At 60.2% G+C, this 16,420-nt stretch carries 10 protein-coding genes; 9 read left to right on the top strand and 1 reads right to left on the bottom strand.

Annotation, left to right across the window (positions count from 1 at the left end; translation table 11 throughout):
• Window positions 1–160 precede the first annotated feature (160 nt).
• Entirely contained in the window at window positions 161–4,996 is a 4,836-nt protein-coding gene (locus tag AB3G88_RS19005; RefSeq protein ID WP_480451199.1) for an NEL-type E3 ubiquitin ligase domain-containing protein, read from the top strand.
• A gap of 10 nt (window positions 4,997–5,006) precedes the next feature.
• Here AB3G88_RS19005 and mnmC read toward each other — a convergent pair whose 3' ends face one another.
• Window positions 5,007–7,004 carry a bifunctional tRNA (5-methylaminomethyl-2-thiouridine)(34)-methyltransferase MnmC2/FAD-dependent 5-carboxymethylaminomethyl-2-thiouridine(34) oxidoreductase MnmC1 gene (gene mnmC / locus AB3G88_RS19000; protein WP_480451197.1) on the bottom strand — a complete coding sequence of 666 codons (1,998 nt, stop codon included), beginning with the start codon at window positions 7,002–7,004 and terminating at the stop codon, window positions 5,007–5,009.
• 141 nt (window positions 7,005–7,145) lie between these two features.
• On the opposite strand from mnmC, the gene pap reads away from it, so the two are divergent.
• The 8 genes from pap to AB3G88_RS18960 all read left to right on the top strand — a co-directional run bounded on the left by pap (window position 7,146) and on the right by AB3G88_RS18960 (window position 16,413).
• Complete coding sequence (pap, locus tag AB3G88_RS18995) at window positions 7,146–8,660, top strand: polyphosphate:AMP phosphotransferase (RefSeq protein ID WP_400528000.1); 1,515 nt, start codon at window positions 7,146–7,148, stop codon at window positions 8,658–8,660.
• Window positions 8,661–9,116: 456 nt separating this feature from the next.
• Window positions 9,117–10,301, top strand: coding sequence for a thiolase family protein (locus AB3G88_RS18990; RefSeq protein WP_480451195.1), 1,185 nt, complete (start codon window positions 9,117–9,119; stop codon window positions 10,299–10,301).
• 489 nt (window positions 10,302–10,790) lie between these two features.
• Window positions 10,791–11,312, top strand: coding sequence for a fimbrial protein (locus tag AB3G88_RS18985; RefSeq protein ID WP_099586340.1), 522 nt, complete (start codon window positions 10,791–10,793; stop codon window positions 11,310–11,312).
• 49 nt (window positions 11,313–11,361) lie between these two features.
• Entirely contained in the window at window positions 11,362–11,922 is a 561-nt protein-coding gene (locus AB3G88_RS18980) for a fimbrial protein (protein ID WP_480451193.1), read from the top strand.
• Window positions 11,923–11,942: 20 nt separating this feature from the next.
• On the top strand, window positions 11,943–14,546 hold the full coding sequence (locus AB3G88_RS18975) for an outer membrane usher protein (RefSeq protein ID WP_480454455.1): 2,604 nt from the start codon (window positions 11,943–11,945) through the stop codon (window positions 14,544–14,546).
• Window positions 14,543–15,301 (top strand): fimbria/pilus periplasmic chaperone, encoded by a 759-nt coding sequence (locus tag AB3G88_RS18970; RefSeq protein ID WP_191946550.1) that lies wholly within the window; start codon window positions 14,543–14,545, stop codon window positions 15,299–15,301. Before AB3G88_RS18975 ends, AB3G88_RS18970 begins: the two co-directional genes overlap by 4 nt.
• A 25-nt stretch (window positions 15,302–15,326) precedes the next feature.
• Complete coding sequence (locus AB3G88_RS18965; protein ID WP_480451190.1) at window positions 15,327–15,908, top strand: fimbrial protein; 582 nt, start codon at window positions 15,327–15,329, stop codon at window positions 15,906–15,908.
• A 10-nt stretch (window positions 15,909–15,918) separates the two neighbouring features.
• A complete protein-coding gene (locus AB3G88_RS18960) occupies window positions 15,919–16,413 on the top strand; it encodes a fimbrial protein (RefSeq protein ID WP_480451188.1) in 495 nt (164 codons plus the stop codon).
• Window positions 16,414–16,420 lie beyond the last annotated feature (7 nt).

Genomic DNA, 16,420 nt, shown 5'->3' with positions numbered 1-16,420 from the left:
TGGATGCGCGGAGTTTTAGATCAATCTGTTATAAGGCAGATGGCCGCAGCCCTTGAAAGGCCTTGGAGCAAGCGTACAACCAGCGGCTTTTTATACCGCCTTTGGCCGTGATACCGGACCTATTGTTCGAGCCCATTCGACTCAATAAGGACCCCTGCTGATGACACAGCAACACTCACTGGCGCAAGTCACCCACCCGTTGACGCAGGACCAACTGCTCGGCGCGCTGTTGGAGATAACCGGCGACCTGGATAAAGCCATGGTGCTCCAGGCAACGCTGCCGCCTTGGCTGATCAAAGCCAAACCTGAGGTTTTGAAAGCCCTGGAAGACGATTATCGCGATAGTCAGTTCCCACGCGAGCGTGCTTTGCGGCTGCTGAAGCAGATCAAACCGCTCGACGAATTTTGCCGCGAAAAGCTCAAGGCGTATTTAGCGGCCAAGGGCCTTGGCTCTTTGGACCTCGACCATGACCTGCTGGAAATTCCCTGGCGCACCATCAGCGGCATAAGTCCTTTCTTGGGCGGCAGGATTATCGAAACGCAGACCGTGGAGCACCACAGCTTGCTGCAGGCGGCCATGCAGAACTTTCCCGCATCCCGCGCCGAACCTGATGGTCTGCCGCAAGGAGCCGTGATCCGCCAGGGTGCCAAAGGGGAGGTGCTGGCAAGTCCCAAGGCCCATGAGTTCATTGGTTATTGCCGGGAGCTGGATGTGGGCGAAGCCTACCAGGCGCATTTGCGTGAGCACTTCAACCTGCCGGGCCCCGATGAAGCGCCCATGGAGGCTTTGCGAGGTTACAACCCGGCAGTCTCCGATATTGGCCAATCGCGCTGCAGTGATATGAAAGTTGATTTGCACATCGCCTGCGCCAAGGGCGACATCGCGGAATCGACGTACGGTCTGTTACTCAAGGCCATCAACACCGGCCTGGCAGCCAGTCAACTCAACGAACTGTTGTTCAATGGGCGGCCGCTGGTATGGCATGGCCTGAAAATTCGTGGCGCGTGTGTATGGAGTGTGTTGGTGTTTTGCGGTAACTCACAGACCGACTTTGTCCAAGGTCCGTTGGTGGTGTACATGCCCAAAGATCCGCTGCGTCCGCTCTTCGAGTACTCGACGCTGCACGATTTCAGCACCTACTTGACCTCCAGACTCGAAGTCGCCAGCTATCGCAGCGCATTCGCCGCTTATTTGGATGAGTCCGAACGGTTTAGTTTTTTTGAGCAGTTCGATAAAGACAAAAACCTGGATCAAATGGATCCCTTGCCGGTGCTCACCAGCCTGACCACATTCTTTTTCAACAGTTGTGTCGGAAAACTGCAGTTGGATGCCAGGGAGCTGGCAGTACCGGTTGCGGACGTCGACGAAGACGCGCGTAAGCAGCGTCTGCAGCGCTACCTGAATATCGGTTTGACGCTGTTGAATGTCGCCGGGCTGGTGGTGCCGGCGTTGGGGCAGTTGATGATGGGCGTGGCCGTTGGCGAGTTGTTGGGTGAGGTGTTTGAGGGCGTGGAAGACTGGAAACATCGCGACAACGCCCACGCCCTTGAACACCTGATTAACGTGGCGCAAAGCATCGCGTCCATGGCGCTGTTCGCCACTGGGGTCAAAGTGGTAGGCGGGGTGGCCAGGCGGGTACTCAGCAGGGCTCCCGATTTTTTTGAAGGCGTGGAGGCTGTCAGTCCGTCGGATGACGCGGTGCGCTTGTGGCGTAGAAGCAGTACACCGTATCGACAGCCGTTGACGCTGGAAGGCAAGGTTGCCAGCCCAAAAGGGGTGTATCAGGCCAATGGCCAGTCATACGTCAAGATCGATGGCGGCGTTTACTCGATTGCCTACGATGAGCGGATCGGTCGTTGGCGAGCCCGTCACCCGAAACGCGACACTGCCTACCGACCCTCGTTGCAGCACAACGGCCAGGGCGGGTGGCAGTTTGCGTTCGAACGCCCTGAAGAATGGGATAACCCCAACTATATCTTGCAGCGATTGGACCCCAGCCTGGCCTCGTTGCCAGAGGGGCACCTGCAGGATATTGCCGCCATCACCGACATGACCCTGGCGCGCTTGCAACAACTGGCGAGGCAGAACCGCCCGCTGTCCGAGCGATTTCATGAATGCGCGTTGCGCTTTGAATACAACCAGGAGGTGCGTGATCTGCGCTGGCAAATGGAACACGATGCGCCGCTTGATCCCACTACCGCAAAGGTCCAGATGATGGCCTTGCCCTTTATGGAGGGATGGCCCAAAGGGCGCTTTTTCGAGGTGCTGGACCCTGAAGGGTATGTGCTTGAGCGTCACCCCGATACGGCGCCGTTTGACTATGAAGACTTGAGCATCCACCTCACCGAGCAACAACTGAAGGACGGCGAGGTGATGTCAACCACGCTGGCCGCGCTTGATCACGAGGAGAAGGCGATGTTGCTGGGGGGAGCTGTTGAGTCCGGCGCGGAGCACGGCGTGCTCAAGCAACGATTGATGGCATCGCTGCAGCAACGCCATCGACAGGTCTATGAGGCGCTTTACCAAAACGGCGATGTTATCGATCAGACCGATCATGGGTTGCTCAAGGGCCATTCCCCGCAGTTGCCTCTGGGCGTGTCAAGGGAGGTTGTAGGTCAGGCATCGGCCGCCAATCGCTGGCGGTTGCGCCAGACCGGGCGGGTGCCTCTGCGGCTGGCTCAGCAGGCGCGCGAGGCCCTGGATACATTGGTCGAGGACCAAGCGTTGATCGGCTTGTACCTGCCGGAGTTGGCTAACGATGCGACACGCCGCATGGTGCTCGGCTTGGCCCCTGGCCTTGAGGGGTGGCCGGCTGACCTGAGGCTGCAATTGCGCGACGGGTCGCCCACAGGACGGCTGCTGGGCCAGGTCGGCAGCGATACGGCCACGGCATCGCGTACCCTGGTCAAAGTGGGCGCAGACTTCCAGGCGTTCGATGAGACGGGGGCGCCGCTGGGGATACGTAGCAATGGGCGTGAGGGGCTGTATCAGGCCCTCGTCGATGCGTTGCTCCCTGTTGATTTGGCCGGTATGGACGTGCAAAGCGCGAGTCAGTTGCGTTATCGGCTTACCGAGCAGGCGCAGAAGCAGCGAAGGCAACTCTCGCGTTTCGTCTGGCCCGAACGTGCCGAGCCCAAGGAAATGCCAGCATCCTGTATTCAGTCCTGGCCTGGGGAACCGGCCCGGTTTCCCAGGGGCCTGGTGCGCAAGGTGCGCAAACTCTACCCGTCGTTCAACGATCAGCGCATCGCGACATTCCTCCAAGCGCTGGGAACCGATCACTTGTCTCGCGCCAGAGCGGTCAAGGCGCTTAAAGAACAGTTTGAGCAATTGCGTCGAGCATTGGGCCGGTGGGCCAGGGAAAGGGTTGCGTCGACGCCGGCGGGTTATACGTCGGCGGACTATCGACTCAGTCGCCTGCAAGCGGTGCAGGCAATCGAGAGCAGTTGGCAGCACGCCTCGTTGCTGCCCGATGAGTTGGGGGAAAAGGTGCCCGGCCTGATGCTTGATGGCATGGCCTTGGGCTCACTGCCGACCTTGCCGCCAGGGGTCAACTTTGATCATGTCCAGCGCTTGTCGTTGAATCATATGGGGCTTGATGATGATGTGGCGTACTTCCTCAAGCACTTCAAGCAATTGCGCACGCTGGAACTCTCCGACAATCAGCTCACGCGGCTGCCTGAGGTGCTGTCGCGGATGCCGGAACTCAAGCGTGTGTACCTGGACAGCAATCGCTTGCAACTGACGGAGCACACCCGTGTAAAACTGGCCGGCCTGACTGGCCTTACATTGCTCAATCTGAACAACAACCCTCTGATAGATCCGCCTGCGATCAGCAAAATGTTTGATCTGCGCACCCTGGCGTTGCGAAATTGCCGGTTGAGAAACGTGCCCGTCGGCTTGTTGCGCCTGCCCTATCTGGAGCATGTCGATCTTCGTGAAAATGATCTGCTTGAGCTGCCGGATTGGCTGTTCAGCGCGCCACGCACGCGCGCCGAGGTGATTAATCTGCGCCATAACCCGCTGGGCCTGCGCAGTCGTCAATTGTTGCGCGACTATCGCAACAACGTAGGCGTGGGCATGGGGTTCCTGGAGGACGACATTGCCCGTCTGAATGAGCAGAAAGCCCGGGAGTTGTGGCTGGCGGATGAGTGGCTTGCCCACTACTCCCAACGGAGCACGACGTGGTCAGGGCTGCGGGATGAACCGGGATCTGATGGTTTGTTCAAGCTGCTGGCGGAGTTGGGGGGGACGGCGGACTCCACCCATGTGCGTGAGGACCTTGAACACCGGGTCTGGCGGGTGCTGGAGGCTGCGAGTGCCCATGCGGAGTTGCGTGAGGAGGTGTTTGAGCGCGCAGCGACACCTTTGAATTGCGACGATGCTGCCGCCACGAGCTTCAGTAACCTGGAGGTATTGGTCGAAATTCACGAGGCGGCGCAACAGGTCGAAGGCGGCCACGTGACGGCCCAGTCACTGTTGAGGCTGGGTCGAGGTCTGTTCCGTCTGGACCGGTTGGAGCGCATGGCGCAAACCCACAGTACGGAGCATCCCACTGCCGATCCGTTGGAAGTCAGCCTGGCGTACCGAACGGGGCTGGTCGACAAATTCTATTTGCCGGGGCAACCCCGGCACATGCGCTTTTCCCGTTTGGCCGGGGTTTCGCAAGCGGCGCTGAACACCGCCGAACTTAAAGTCAAAGCGGATGAATTGTCTCCCAGGCTTATAAAGTTTTTGATGGAATTACCGTTTTGGACGCGTTATTTGAAACGCACCTCCAGCGCTTCCTTCGACGCCTTGAATGAGCCGTTTGACCAGCGCATGCAAACGGTCTTCGACCAGAGCCTGACCCTTGACGACGTTGATTACCGTGATCAGATGAACGAAATACTGCGCGAACAAGGGCTGGCGGAAAAAGCCGAAATTGAGCGCTTGACCCTCGAAGCGCTGAAACTCGATGAAACGCCCCAGGTGTGTGCGCTCCCCATTGGTTAAGGATGCCTGATCAACCTTGCTCGGGTTTGGCCGCGTTGCTTCGAATCAACGACCGAACGGCGAATCGATTGGGGTGACAGGCCTCGGCCACGCTTCGCGGCAGGGGCAGGGGCTCGTTATCCAGCCAGGCCGCCAAGAGTTCGCCGGACAGCGGCGCGGTGATCAACCCACGGGAGCCGTGGCCGCTGTTGACGTAAAGGCCTTGCAGCCACGGGCAAGGCGTCTGCGGCACATGGCGCGCGTCTTTGCGCAGCGCGTCAAAGGTGTGAGCAAAGGCTGGGTGATCCGCCAACGGGCCGACAATCGGCAGGTAGTCGGGGCTGGTGCAGCGGAATGCGGCGCGACCGTCCAGCGTCTCCGGGACGAGCGTGTCAGCGTGCAGGCGTTGCGTCAGGTCGGTGGAGATCTCCTGCAGCAAGGCCAGGTTGCTGGCGTGTTCGGCGGGCGTTGGGGCCAGGTCATCGCTCTTGAAGTCGAAACTGGCTCCGAGGGTATGTTCCCCCAGGCGTGCGGGCGCCACATAGCCTTCGGCACACACCACCGTGGCCAGCGCGGCGCTGGCGGCGGTTTGCGGCAAGCGGGTGATCTGCCCACGGATGCGCTTGAGCGGCAGCTCGGCGCAGGCGGCAAAGCGCTTGACCTCCGTAGCGCCGGCGAGCACCACCACCGGCGCGCTGGCCAGCAGCGTCTGGCCTTCCCAGGCCTGCCAGTGGCCATCGACTTTGCGCAGTTCAAGCACCTCATGGTGGGCCAGCACCTGAACCCCAGGTTGCTGCGCCTGCCACTGGCAGAGTGCCGGCGGATGAACCCAGCCACCCTCGGGGAAAAACATCCCGCCCGTGGCCAAGGTAACGCCGGCCTGAATCTGGGCCTGGTCTTTATCCAGCAGATGCAACAGTTCCGGCGCGAACGCCTGGGCCAGCTGCGCCTGGCGCTCGGCCTCCTTGGCATTGAAGGCCAGTTGCAGCACGCCGCAGCCGTCCCACTCCACACCGCGTTGCAAGTGTTGCAGCAGGCGCCGGGTGTGGCCGAATCCGCTGACAATCATCTGCGACAAGGCCGTGCCATGGGCCGACAGCTTGAGATAGAGCACGCCCTGCGGATTGCCGGAAGCCTCCTGAGCGAGCCCTGCGTGACGTTCCAGCAGGCTGACCTGCCAACCCCGCGCCGCGAGGCTGGCGGCACTGGCGCAACCGGCCAGCCCGCCGCCGATGACCATGGCGCGGCGCTCGCCCGTGTGCACGGGCGGGCGGGCAAACCAGGGCTTGATGGCGGCGGGAGGTGGCACGTCGTCCGGCCAGCCGAGGAACTCGCCGCGCAGCACTTCCCATTTGTGGCCGATGCCGGGGGTGCGTTTCATCTTGAAGCCGGCGGCATTGATCAGACGCCTGACCCAGCCGGTGCTGGTGAACGTGCTGATGGTTGAACCGGGTGCCGCCAGCCGGGCAAGCTCAGCGAACAGCTCGGCGGTCCACATGTCGGGGTTTTTCGCCGGGGCGAAACCGTCGAGAAACCACGCGTCGACCTGGGCATCCAGCTGCGGCAATTGCTCCAGGGCGTCGCCGATCAACAGGGTCAGGGTGACGCGCCCGCTGTCCAGCACCAGGCGCTGGAAACCTTGATGAATCGCGATGTACTGCGCCAGCAGTGGCTCGGCCAGGGCCTTGAGCTGCGGCCACAGGGACAAGGCGCGGGTCAGGTCGGCGGGGCTGAGCGGGTATTTTTCAACGCTGACAAAATGCAGCCGGGCGCTGGCCGGTGCGTGCTCATTGAACAACTGCCACGCGCAGAGGAAATTCAACCCGGTGCCGAAGCCGGTCTCGCCGATCACAAAGCACGCGCCCTCGGGCAGGTCGGCAAAACGCGCCTGCAGACGGTTCTGTTCGAGAAACACGTAGCGGGTTTCTTCCAGGCCCGACTTGTCGGAGAAGTACACATCGTCGAAGACCCGCGAGTGCGGGCGGCCTTGGTCATCCCAGTCGAGCTGGGCGTGGGATACGGGGTTCATGGGCGGCTCGAAGAAGACAAGGCGGCCATTCTAGCTGATCAACCGCCATTGAATTGACCCATGGCAAGCGCGTGTGCAATTTCCTCCCGCGTGTTGCGGCCCAATCCGCTAGTCTTGAGCCATCTTGAAACGGAGCTGCCCATGTTCGAATCCGCCGAAATCGGTCACGCCATCGACAAAGACACCTTTGAGGCCGAAGTGCCGGCCCTGCGCGAGGCCTTGCTGGAAGTGCAGTACGAGCTGCAACAGCAGAAACGCTTCCCGGTGATCATCCTGATCAACGGCGTGGAAGGCGCGGGCAAGGGCGAGACCGTCAAGTTGCTCAATGAATGGATGGACCCGCGCCTGATCGAAGTGCGCACCTTCGACCAGCAGACCGACGAAGAACTGGCCCGACCACCGGCCTGGCGCTACTGGCGCCAGCTGCCGGCCAAGGGGCGCATGGGCATCTTCTTCGGCAACTGGTACAGCCAGATGCTGCAAGGCCGCGTGCACGGGCAGATCAAGGACGCACGGCTCGACCAGGCCATCGCCGGCGCCGAGCGCCTGGAGAAAATGCTCTGCGACGAAGGTGCGCTGATCTTCAAGTTCTGGTTCCACCTGTCCAAGAAACAGATGAAAGCGCGGCTCAAGGCCCTGGCCGACGACCCGCTGCACAGCTGGCGCATCAGCCCGCTGGACTGGCAGCAGTCCGAGACCTACGACAAGTTCGTGCACTTCGGCGAACGCATTCTGCGCCGTACCAGCCGCGACTATGCGCCTTGGCATGTGATCGAAGGTGTGGACGCGCATTACCGCAGCCTGACCGTGGGCAAGATCCTTCTGGATGGCCTGCAAAATGCGCTCAAGCAGGCCAAAGGCAAGGCCAGCGGGATGAACCCCGCACCCCTGATCCCTTCGGTTGACCAGAAAAACCTGCTGGACAGCCTCGACCTGTCCCTGCGCCTGGACAAGGACGACTACGAAGAACAGCTGATCACCGAGCAGGCACGGTTCTCTGGCCTGATGCGCGACAAACGCATGCGCAAGCACGCGTTGATCAGCGTCTTCGAAGGCAATGATGCAGCGGGCAAGGGCGGTGCGATCCGTCGGGTGGCCGCGGCGCTGGACCCGCGCCAGTACCACATCGTGCCGATAGCTGCGCCCACTGAAGACGAACGCGCCCAGCCTTACCTGTGGCGGTTCTGGCAGAAGATCCCGGCGCGCGGCATGTTCACCGTGTTCGACCGCTCCTGGTACGGCCGCGTGCTGGTGGAACGCGTCGAAGGCTTTTGCAGCACGGCAGACTGGATGCGGGCCTATGGCGAGATCAATGACTTCGAAGAGCAACTGCGCGATGCGGGGGTGATCGTGGTCAAGTTCTGGCTCGCCATTGATAAGGACACCCAGCTGGAGCGTTTCCAGGCCCGCGAGGAAATCCCGTTCAAACGCTTCAAAATCACCGAAGACGACTGGCGCAACCGCGACAAATGGGACGACTACCGTGCTGCGGTGGGCGATATGGTGGACCGTACCAGCACCGAAATCTCGGCCTGGACCCTGGTGGAGGCCAATGACAAGCGCTGGGCGCGGGTCAAGGTGCTGCGCACGATCAACCGGGCGTTGGAGGAGGCGTTCGACAAAACCGACAAGCACGATAAGAAGAAAAAGAAATAACGTTTTTGTAGTGAGCAGGCTTGCCCTGCGCCGGGTTGCGAAGCAGCCCCAACACTGCCGATCAGTTTTGTCTGAAAAAACGCGTCGACTGGATTGGGGCCGCTTCGCGCCCCAGCGCAGGGCAAGCCTGCTCACCACAGGGAGCAGGTTCACCACAGGGAGCAGGTTCACCACAGGGAGCAGGTTCACCACAGGGAGCAGGTTCACCACAGGGATCAGGTTCATCAGAGGGATCAGGTTCATCAGAGGGACCTGGTTCATCAGAGGGATCAGGTTCATCAGAGGGACCAGGTTCACCAGAGATATCAGGTTCACCACAACGAGCCGGTTCCCCCAATAGCCCCATCGCCTCGCCCGGCCATGGTTTTGTATATGCCGGATGAATGATCATCGCGGCTGTGGGGGCCTGCATCTATTCTCGATCCATACCCCATAACCACAAGATCGAGGTAGCCCATGCGTGAAGTAGTCATCGTCGACAGCGTACGAACCGGCCTGGCCAAGTCCTTTCGCGGCAAGTTCAACCAGACCCGCCCGGATGACATGGCGGCCCATTGCGTCAATGCGCTGCTGACCCGCAACGGCATCGACCCGGCCACGGTGGAGGATTGCATCGTCGGTGCCGGCTCCAACGAGGGCGCACAGGGCTACAACATCGGGCGCAACGTGGCGGTGCTGTCGCAGTTGGGTACTGGTACGGCGGGCATGACCCTCAACCGATTCTGCTCGTCGGGCTTGCAGGCGATTGCCATCGCGGCCAACCAGATTGCCTCGGGGTGCAGCGACATCATTGTCGCCGGTGGCGTGGAGTCCATCAGCCTGACCATGAAAAGCGTCAACACCGACAACCTGATCAACCCGCTGCTGAAAGAGCAGGTGCCGGGCATTTACTTCCCCATGGGCCAGACCGCCGAAATCGTCGCGCGTCGCTACAACGTCAGCCGTGAAGAGCAGGATCAATACGCCCTGCAAAGCCAGCAACGCACGGCCCAAGCCCAGGCTGATGGCCTATTTGACGATGAAATCGTGCCTATGGCGGTCAAATACAAAGTCGAGGACAAGAACACCGGCGCGGTGCAGATTCTCGACGGCGTGGTTGAGCGCGACGACTGCAACCGCCCCGACACCACCCTGGCCAGCCTGCAGGGTCTCAAGCCAGTGTTTGCCGAGGGCGGTTCGGTGACCGCAGGCAACTCGTCGCAACTGTCCGACGGCGCGTCGATGACCCTGGTGATGAGCCTGGAAAAAGCCCTGGAACTGGGGCTCAAGCCCAAGGCGTTTTTCAGAGGTTTTACCGTGGCCGGCTGTGAGCCGGACGAGATGGGTATCGGCCCGGTGTTCTCGGTGCCCAAGCTGCTCAAGGCGCGTGGCTTGCAAGTGGCGGATATTGATCTGTGGGAACTCAACGAAGCGTTCGCTTCCCAGTGCCTGTATGCGCGCAATCGCCTGGAAATCGACAATGCCAAGTACAACGTCAACGGGGGCTCAATCTCCATCGGCCACCCTTTCGGCATGACCGGCTCGCGGCAAGTCGGGCATCTGGTGCGTGAGCTGCAGCGACGCAACCTGCGTTACGGCATCGTCACCATGTGCGTGGGCGGCGGCATGGGGGCGACGGGTTTGTTCGAAGCCGTTCGCTAGTCGTCGAGGGTTCCTGGCGCATCGATACAGAGGGGGAGCGTGCTCCCTCTCTGCGCATCTACTGTTCAGTAATAACAAGGCACCACTTTTTTAACTCGGTAGTTAGTGTTGGCCCGTCTCTGCGGTTATTTTTAGTGTATGTAGTCTATTTCTTAAAGATATCTCGCACGCTGAGGCTTTGATATGGGTCGGCGTGTAGTTCATTTCCTTCAGCCATTTTAATTTTTGTTGGAAAACAGCCATGTTTTCCTGCGCGTCCTAGTGCCTTGCGACTACTAAGTTATAGGACGTATACGACTTACATTTTTAAAGTGCAGGGCGGAGACTTTCCTGGCGTTGAGCGGAGCCTGAATAGCAATACAAAAAGTTGTAAAAGTACTTCAGGATCAACCGACTTAATGGCGCGGGCGACACCGCTCGTTTAAATCAGCCCTGCACTTATCGGCTGCCGGGCGCCTTTAATGACATTTGTTAAGTGGGAATCTGTGAATGAAAACCAAAATGAAAGTTGCGCTGTTGGCTGGCGGTCTGTTGGCGGGCTCGGTGTCCGTTGCTCAGGCGGCAGATGGTACGGTCACGTTTTTGGGGTCAGTCCACTCGGGCGCTTGTTCCATCAAGCCGGACTCTGTCGACCAGACCGTGCGCCTGGGTGCGATTGCAAAGCATCAGTTGCAAGCGGGTGGCAAGTCTGAGGCCCGGCGTGTATTGATCGAGCTTGAAGGCTGCGATCTATCCGACCTCACCGATAACACCGTGACCACCACATTCACCGGTGCACCCTCCAGCGTTGTGCCTGGCGCGATCGGTACGGTCGGTGGCGCAGGCGGCGTGGGCATCATGATGACCCACGGCGGCGACCTGGTTCAGTTGGGCGTTCCTACCGCCCCGCAGATCATTTCCACTGGCGACAACACGCTGGAGTTCGGTGCCTACGTGCAAGGCGCCGCGACGGCCCCCATCATTCCTGGCGATTTCAGCGCCATCACCAATTTCACCTTGGCTTATCAGTAAGTTCCCCCCCGTCACCCAGTGTGGCGGGGGACGCTGACGGGAGTTCCAGGTGAAAACATTCATACGTTTCGCTCTCGCTTCTTCCTTGACGACCCTTATCAACCCCTGCGTTTTCGCCCAGGTGTCTTCGCAGGGCGAAGGGGTCGTGCTGTTAGGGGGAGAGGTTGTTGACTCAGCCTGCGGGCTGGAACTGGGCAATGCCGATCAAACCATCGAGATGCCGCCGGAGCCGGTTGGCCGGCTGTTACGCAACGCGCGTGGGGAAGACCATCCCTTCCAGTTGCGTCTGGTCAATTGCTCATTGACTCGTCCGGACCCGTTGCGCCCAGGGCAAACCCTGCCGGATTGGGAACATATGCGAGTGACATTTGACGGCCCTACTGACAGGTCCGGGCTCTCCTTTGCTGTCTTTGGCGCCTCGCAGGGCGTTGCCTTGCACATTGTGGACGCTGCTGGCGAAGAAAGTATTCCCGGGCAGCGCATGACGCCGACTCCGTTGAGAACGGGCGATATGACACTCAACTACAGATTCTTCCTGGTCGGTAATGGATTGCCGCTGGTGGTGGGGGCCCACAGTGCCGCAGTGCGGTTCAAGTTGGAATATTTTTGAATATTGACGGGCAGGCTTTCATGTTGAATACAGCGAAGATTAAAAATACGCTGCGCCCTGGTCTGTTTGGCGGGCTCATGTCACTGGCGGGAACTGCATTGGGTGGCGCGGATATCGAGTTCAATACCGACGTTCTCGACCTGATTGATCGCACCAATATTGACTTGTCTCAATTTGCGCGCAGCGGGTTTATTTTGCCCGGCACGTATTCGATGGTAGTGCACATCAACGGCCAGCCTATTGCGGAACAACCGGTGGCGTTCTATCCCCCCGATGAAGATCCCAAGGGCAGTCAGGCCTGTTTATCCCGCACACTTGTGGAACAGTTGGGCTTGAAAGTTTCCGATGCCAGCAAACTTATATGGTGGAAGGACGGGGAGTGCCTGGAAATTCAAAGTATGCCTGGCATGGAGGTCACTGGTGATCTGGCCAGTTCCACGCTGAGCATCAACCTGCCACAGGCGTATCTTGAGTACAACGCCACTAATTGGGATCCACCCTCCCGTTGGGATGAGGGGGTCGCGGGGGTGTTGATTGACTACAGCCTGACGGCGCAGTCCAACTACCAGAGGGGCGATGGCAGTCGCAGGAACGTCAGTGGCAACGGCACCGTCGGGGCCAATGCTGGCGCCTGGCGCTTGAGGGCGGATTGGCAGGGGCGTGTCGAAAGTGGTCGGCAAGAGGCGGCAGGGCCTCAAAAGCTGGAGTGGAGCCGCTACTACGCGTATCGCGCAATTCCTTCGCTGAAGGCGCGTCTGCTGGTGGGCGAGAACTACCTGTATTCGGATCTGTTTGACAGCTTTCGTTTTACCGGTGCCGCGCTCAACTCGGATGAGAGCCAGTTGCCGCCCAACCTGCGTGGTTACGCGCCGGAAGTGGTTGGGGTAGCCAAAACCAATGCGAAAGTCATCATCAGCCAGCAGGGGCGTGTGCTTTACGAAACCCTGGTCGCGGCAGGTCCGTTTCGCATTCAAGACTTGCAGGACGCGGTAACGGGTAAGCTGGACGTGCGTGTGGAGGAACAGGACGGCACGGTACACAGCTTCCAGATCGATACGGCAGGTGTCCCCTACCTGACGCGGCCCGGGCAAGTTCGCTACAAATTGGCGGCCGGGCGACCGTCCAATCTTCAGAACGGCTCTGATGGGGACTTTTTCGGTACCGGAGAGTTTTCCTGGGGGATCAGCAACGGCTGGTCGTTGTTTGGCGGCGCAGTGAGCGATAACAACTATCGGGCGTTATCCGTTGGGGCGGGGCGCGACTTGCTGGCGTTCGGGGCCGTCTCGCTGGACGTGACGCAGTCCCATGCGAGCGTGTGGGGCGAGACGCTCTCGGGCAAATCGTATCGCCTTCAATATTCCAAGAACTTTGAAGAGTACGACAGCCAGGTGACCTTCGCCGGTTACCGGTTTTCCGAGAAGAATTTCTTGACCATGAGTGAATACCTGGATGCCCGGTATTACGGATTGAACGGCGAACTTGGCGGGCGCGGGGATTACCGGGATCCCGATGAGGGGTGGAGGCCTATTGGCGGCAGCAAGGCGCTGTATACGGTGACGGTCAACAAGCAGCTGCGTGAGCTGAGTGCGACGGTCTACGCCAGCTACCACAAACAAACCTACTGGGACCGGCCGGACACTCAGCGTTGGAACCTCTCGCTGTCACGGTACTTCAACGTGGGCTCGGTTAAAAACATGAGCCTGTCCATGAATATGTTTCGCACCCAGGAATACAACTACCGCGACAACGGGATGGCAATCACGGTCAGCCTGCCATTGGGGCGTTCCGGCACATTGTCGCTGGATGCCAACAGGACCGCCGGCAAAAACGGCGGTGCAGCGCGCTACAGCGATCGCCTCGATGAGCGCAACAGTTATCAGCTCAGTGCCAGCGACACGTCCGTCAGTGGTTACCTGAACCACATGGGCGACCGGGCCGACATCGATCTAAGCGCCAGTACCCAAGAGGGCGACTCCAGAACCCTCGGTGTGTCTGCGCGAGGTGGCGGCACGCTCACGGCCTACGGCGCTGCGTTGCACCGGACCACGAGTACGGGCGGCACTCGCCTGATGATCGATACCGGCGGTGTGCCCGATGTTCCAGTGCGCGGTTACGGCTCACCGACGCGCAGTAACGCGTTCGGCAAAGCGGTCATCGCCGATATCAGCAGCTATCAGCGTACGGCGGCCAGTGTTGATCTGGAGCGCTTGCCGAGCAATGTCGAAGCGACTCAATCCGTCACGCAACTCACGCTCACAGAGGGGGCGATTGGTTATCGCACGCTGGATGTGATTGCCGGGGAAAAGGCCATGGCCGTTCTGCGTCTTCCAAATGGCAGCTCACCGCCCTTCGGCGCGACAGTGAAGAACCTGAAACAACAGGACACCGGGATTGTGAATGACGGCGGCCATGTCTACCTGAGCGGTATTCGGGCCGGCGAGCAAATGGTCGTCAGTTGGGGCGGTGATGAGCGATGCGTCCTCACGCTCCCGGTCATTTTGCCCGCTGATGGCTTGACCGATGCCCTGCAACTGCACTGCCAGCGCGTAGCCGCTGCCCCATCCTCGCCCGAGCCGGCTGCGATGACCGGCCAGCCCAACGATACGGAGAACACAGCCTCATGATGCTTGACACACGCTTTACCTCCAGCGCCCTGGTGCTGCTGGCACTGGGCTTGAGCCAAAGCGCCAGCGCCGCAATCGGCCTGGATCGTACCCGAGTGATTTTCGATGGTGGCAAAGACGCTACCAGTGTGAACATCACCAACAACAATAAGCAGTTGCCGTATTTGGCCCAGGGCTGGATCGAGGACGAGTCGGGTAACAAAATCACCTCGCCCTTGATCGTGCTCCCACCGGTTCAACGATTGGAGCCCGGCAAACAAAGCCAGGTGAAAGTCCAGGCGTTGCCGGCGGCCAAGTCGTTACCGCAGGATCGAGAGACGGTCTATTACTTCAACTTGAGGGAAATCCCGCCACGCAGCGATAAGTCCAACACGCTGCAGATCGCGTTGCAGACCCGCGTCAAGCTGTTCTACCGACCGCAAGCGATCACGCCAAGCCAGCAGGACTTTTCCAACCCTTGGCAGCAACGATTGACCCTCACCCGAGAGGGCGATCAATACCGGGTCAATAACCCTACGCCTTACTACGTGACCCTGGTGGATGCGCGCAGCAGCAAGGATGGCAAGACCGTGCCGGGCTTCGCGCCCCTTATGGTCCCGCCCAAAGGGGCGATGACGCTGGGGCCGACGGCCACTGCATTGGGCGCCACGCCTCACCTGACCTACGTGAATGATTACGGCGGTCGTCCCCTGCTGGTCTTCACCTGCAGTGGCGGCACCTGCAACGTGAACGTGCAGGCTGTATCGCCTGAATAAGTCTTGCCTGCTGCTGGAGAACGTTATGACCTCGCAACGTGTGAAAGTCCTGGGCGGCCTGCTGTGGGTCCTGGCGGTGGGGGCGCATGCCGAGGATGGAGAGGATATCGAAGGCTTGAGTGGGCTGCTCAATGTACTCGGCTCCATGCATGAATCGCCGTGCAGTGTGGAGATGGCATCACTGCATCAGACGGTTGACCTGGACGCTGTGTCGACCAGCCAGTTGCAGCGGCCGGGTGACCAGGCGCCGGCCAAGGCATTCCAGCTGCGTTTTACCGATTGCCAGCGCACCGCAGGCCGGGTGCGCAGCGAACGTACGGGGAACCTGACATGGAGTGCCTACCAACCCGTGCTGTCGGTGGCGTTCAGCGCGCCTGCCGATGCGCAGGATTCACGGCTGGTCAAAGTCCAGGGCGTCACCGGGATGGGCCTGCTTTTGACCGATGCCCTGGGCCGTGATGTGCAGTTGGGTTCAAGGGGCGAGCCGCTGTTCTTGCCCGTTGGCCGAAACACCCAGACCTGGAATGTTCGGCCCACGCGCACCGCTGCGCCATTGACCAGTGGGATATTTCGGGCCGTGGTGGAATTCAGGCTCAATTATGAGTAAGGGCAGAGCAATGGCGAAATCAATTGGCCCGCTGGCCATTTTTGTCGGCAGCAGCATGCTGTGGGCTGTCAGCCAGGGTGTGCGGGCCGAGACCAGCCTGACCGTCCGTGCGGTCATCGTTGCGCCACCGCCGTGTGTCATCAACGGTGGCAGTACGTTGGATGTGCCATTTGGCAATGACCTGCTGACGTCACGGGTTGACGGGGTCAACTATCGGCGGGACGTGCCTTACACCGTTACCTGCGGCGCACCGTTCAGCAACGCGATGACGCTGGAACTCAAGGGGGCGGGAGCTGCGTTCGACAGCCGTGTGCTCCTGACCCGCAAGCCGGACCTGGGGGTAAAGCTGTTTGTGAATGGCGCCGACTGGCCGCTCAACACCGCGGTGAATTTTACGCACCCCAACTTTCCGGTGGTGCAGGCGGTGCCTGTCAAACGCGCGGGCAGCACACTGACGGGCGGGGCGTTCGATGCCGCCGCCACCCTTGTGGTCGAATACCAATGAAGAGGAA

Source organism: Pseudomonas arvensis, assembly GCF_056688935.1.
This window is presented reverse-complemented; position numbering and strand designations above follow the sequence as displayed.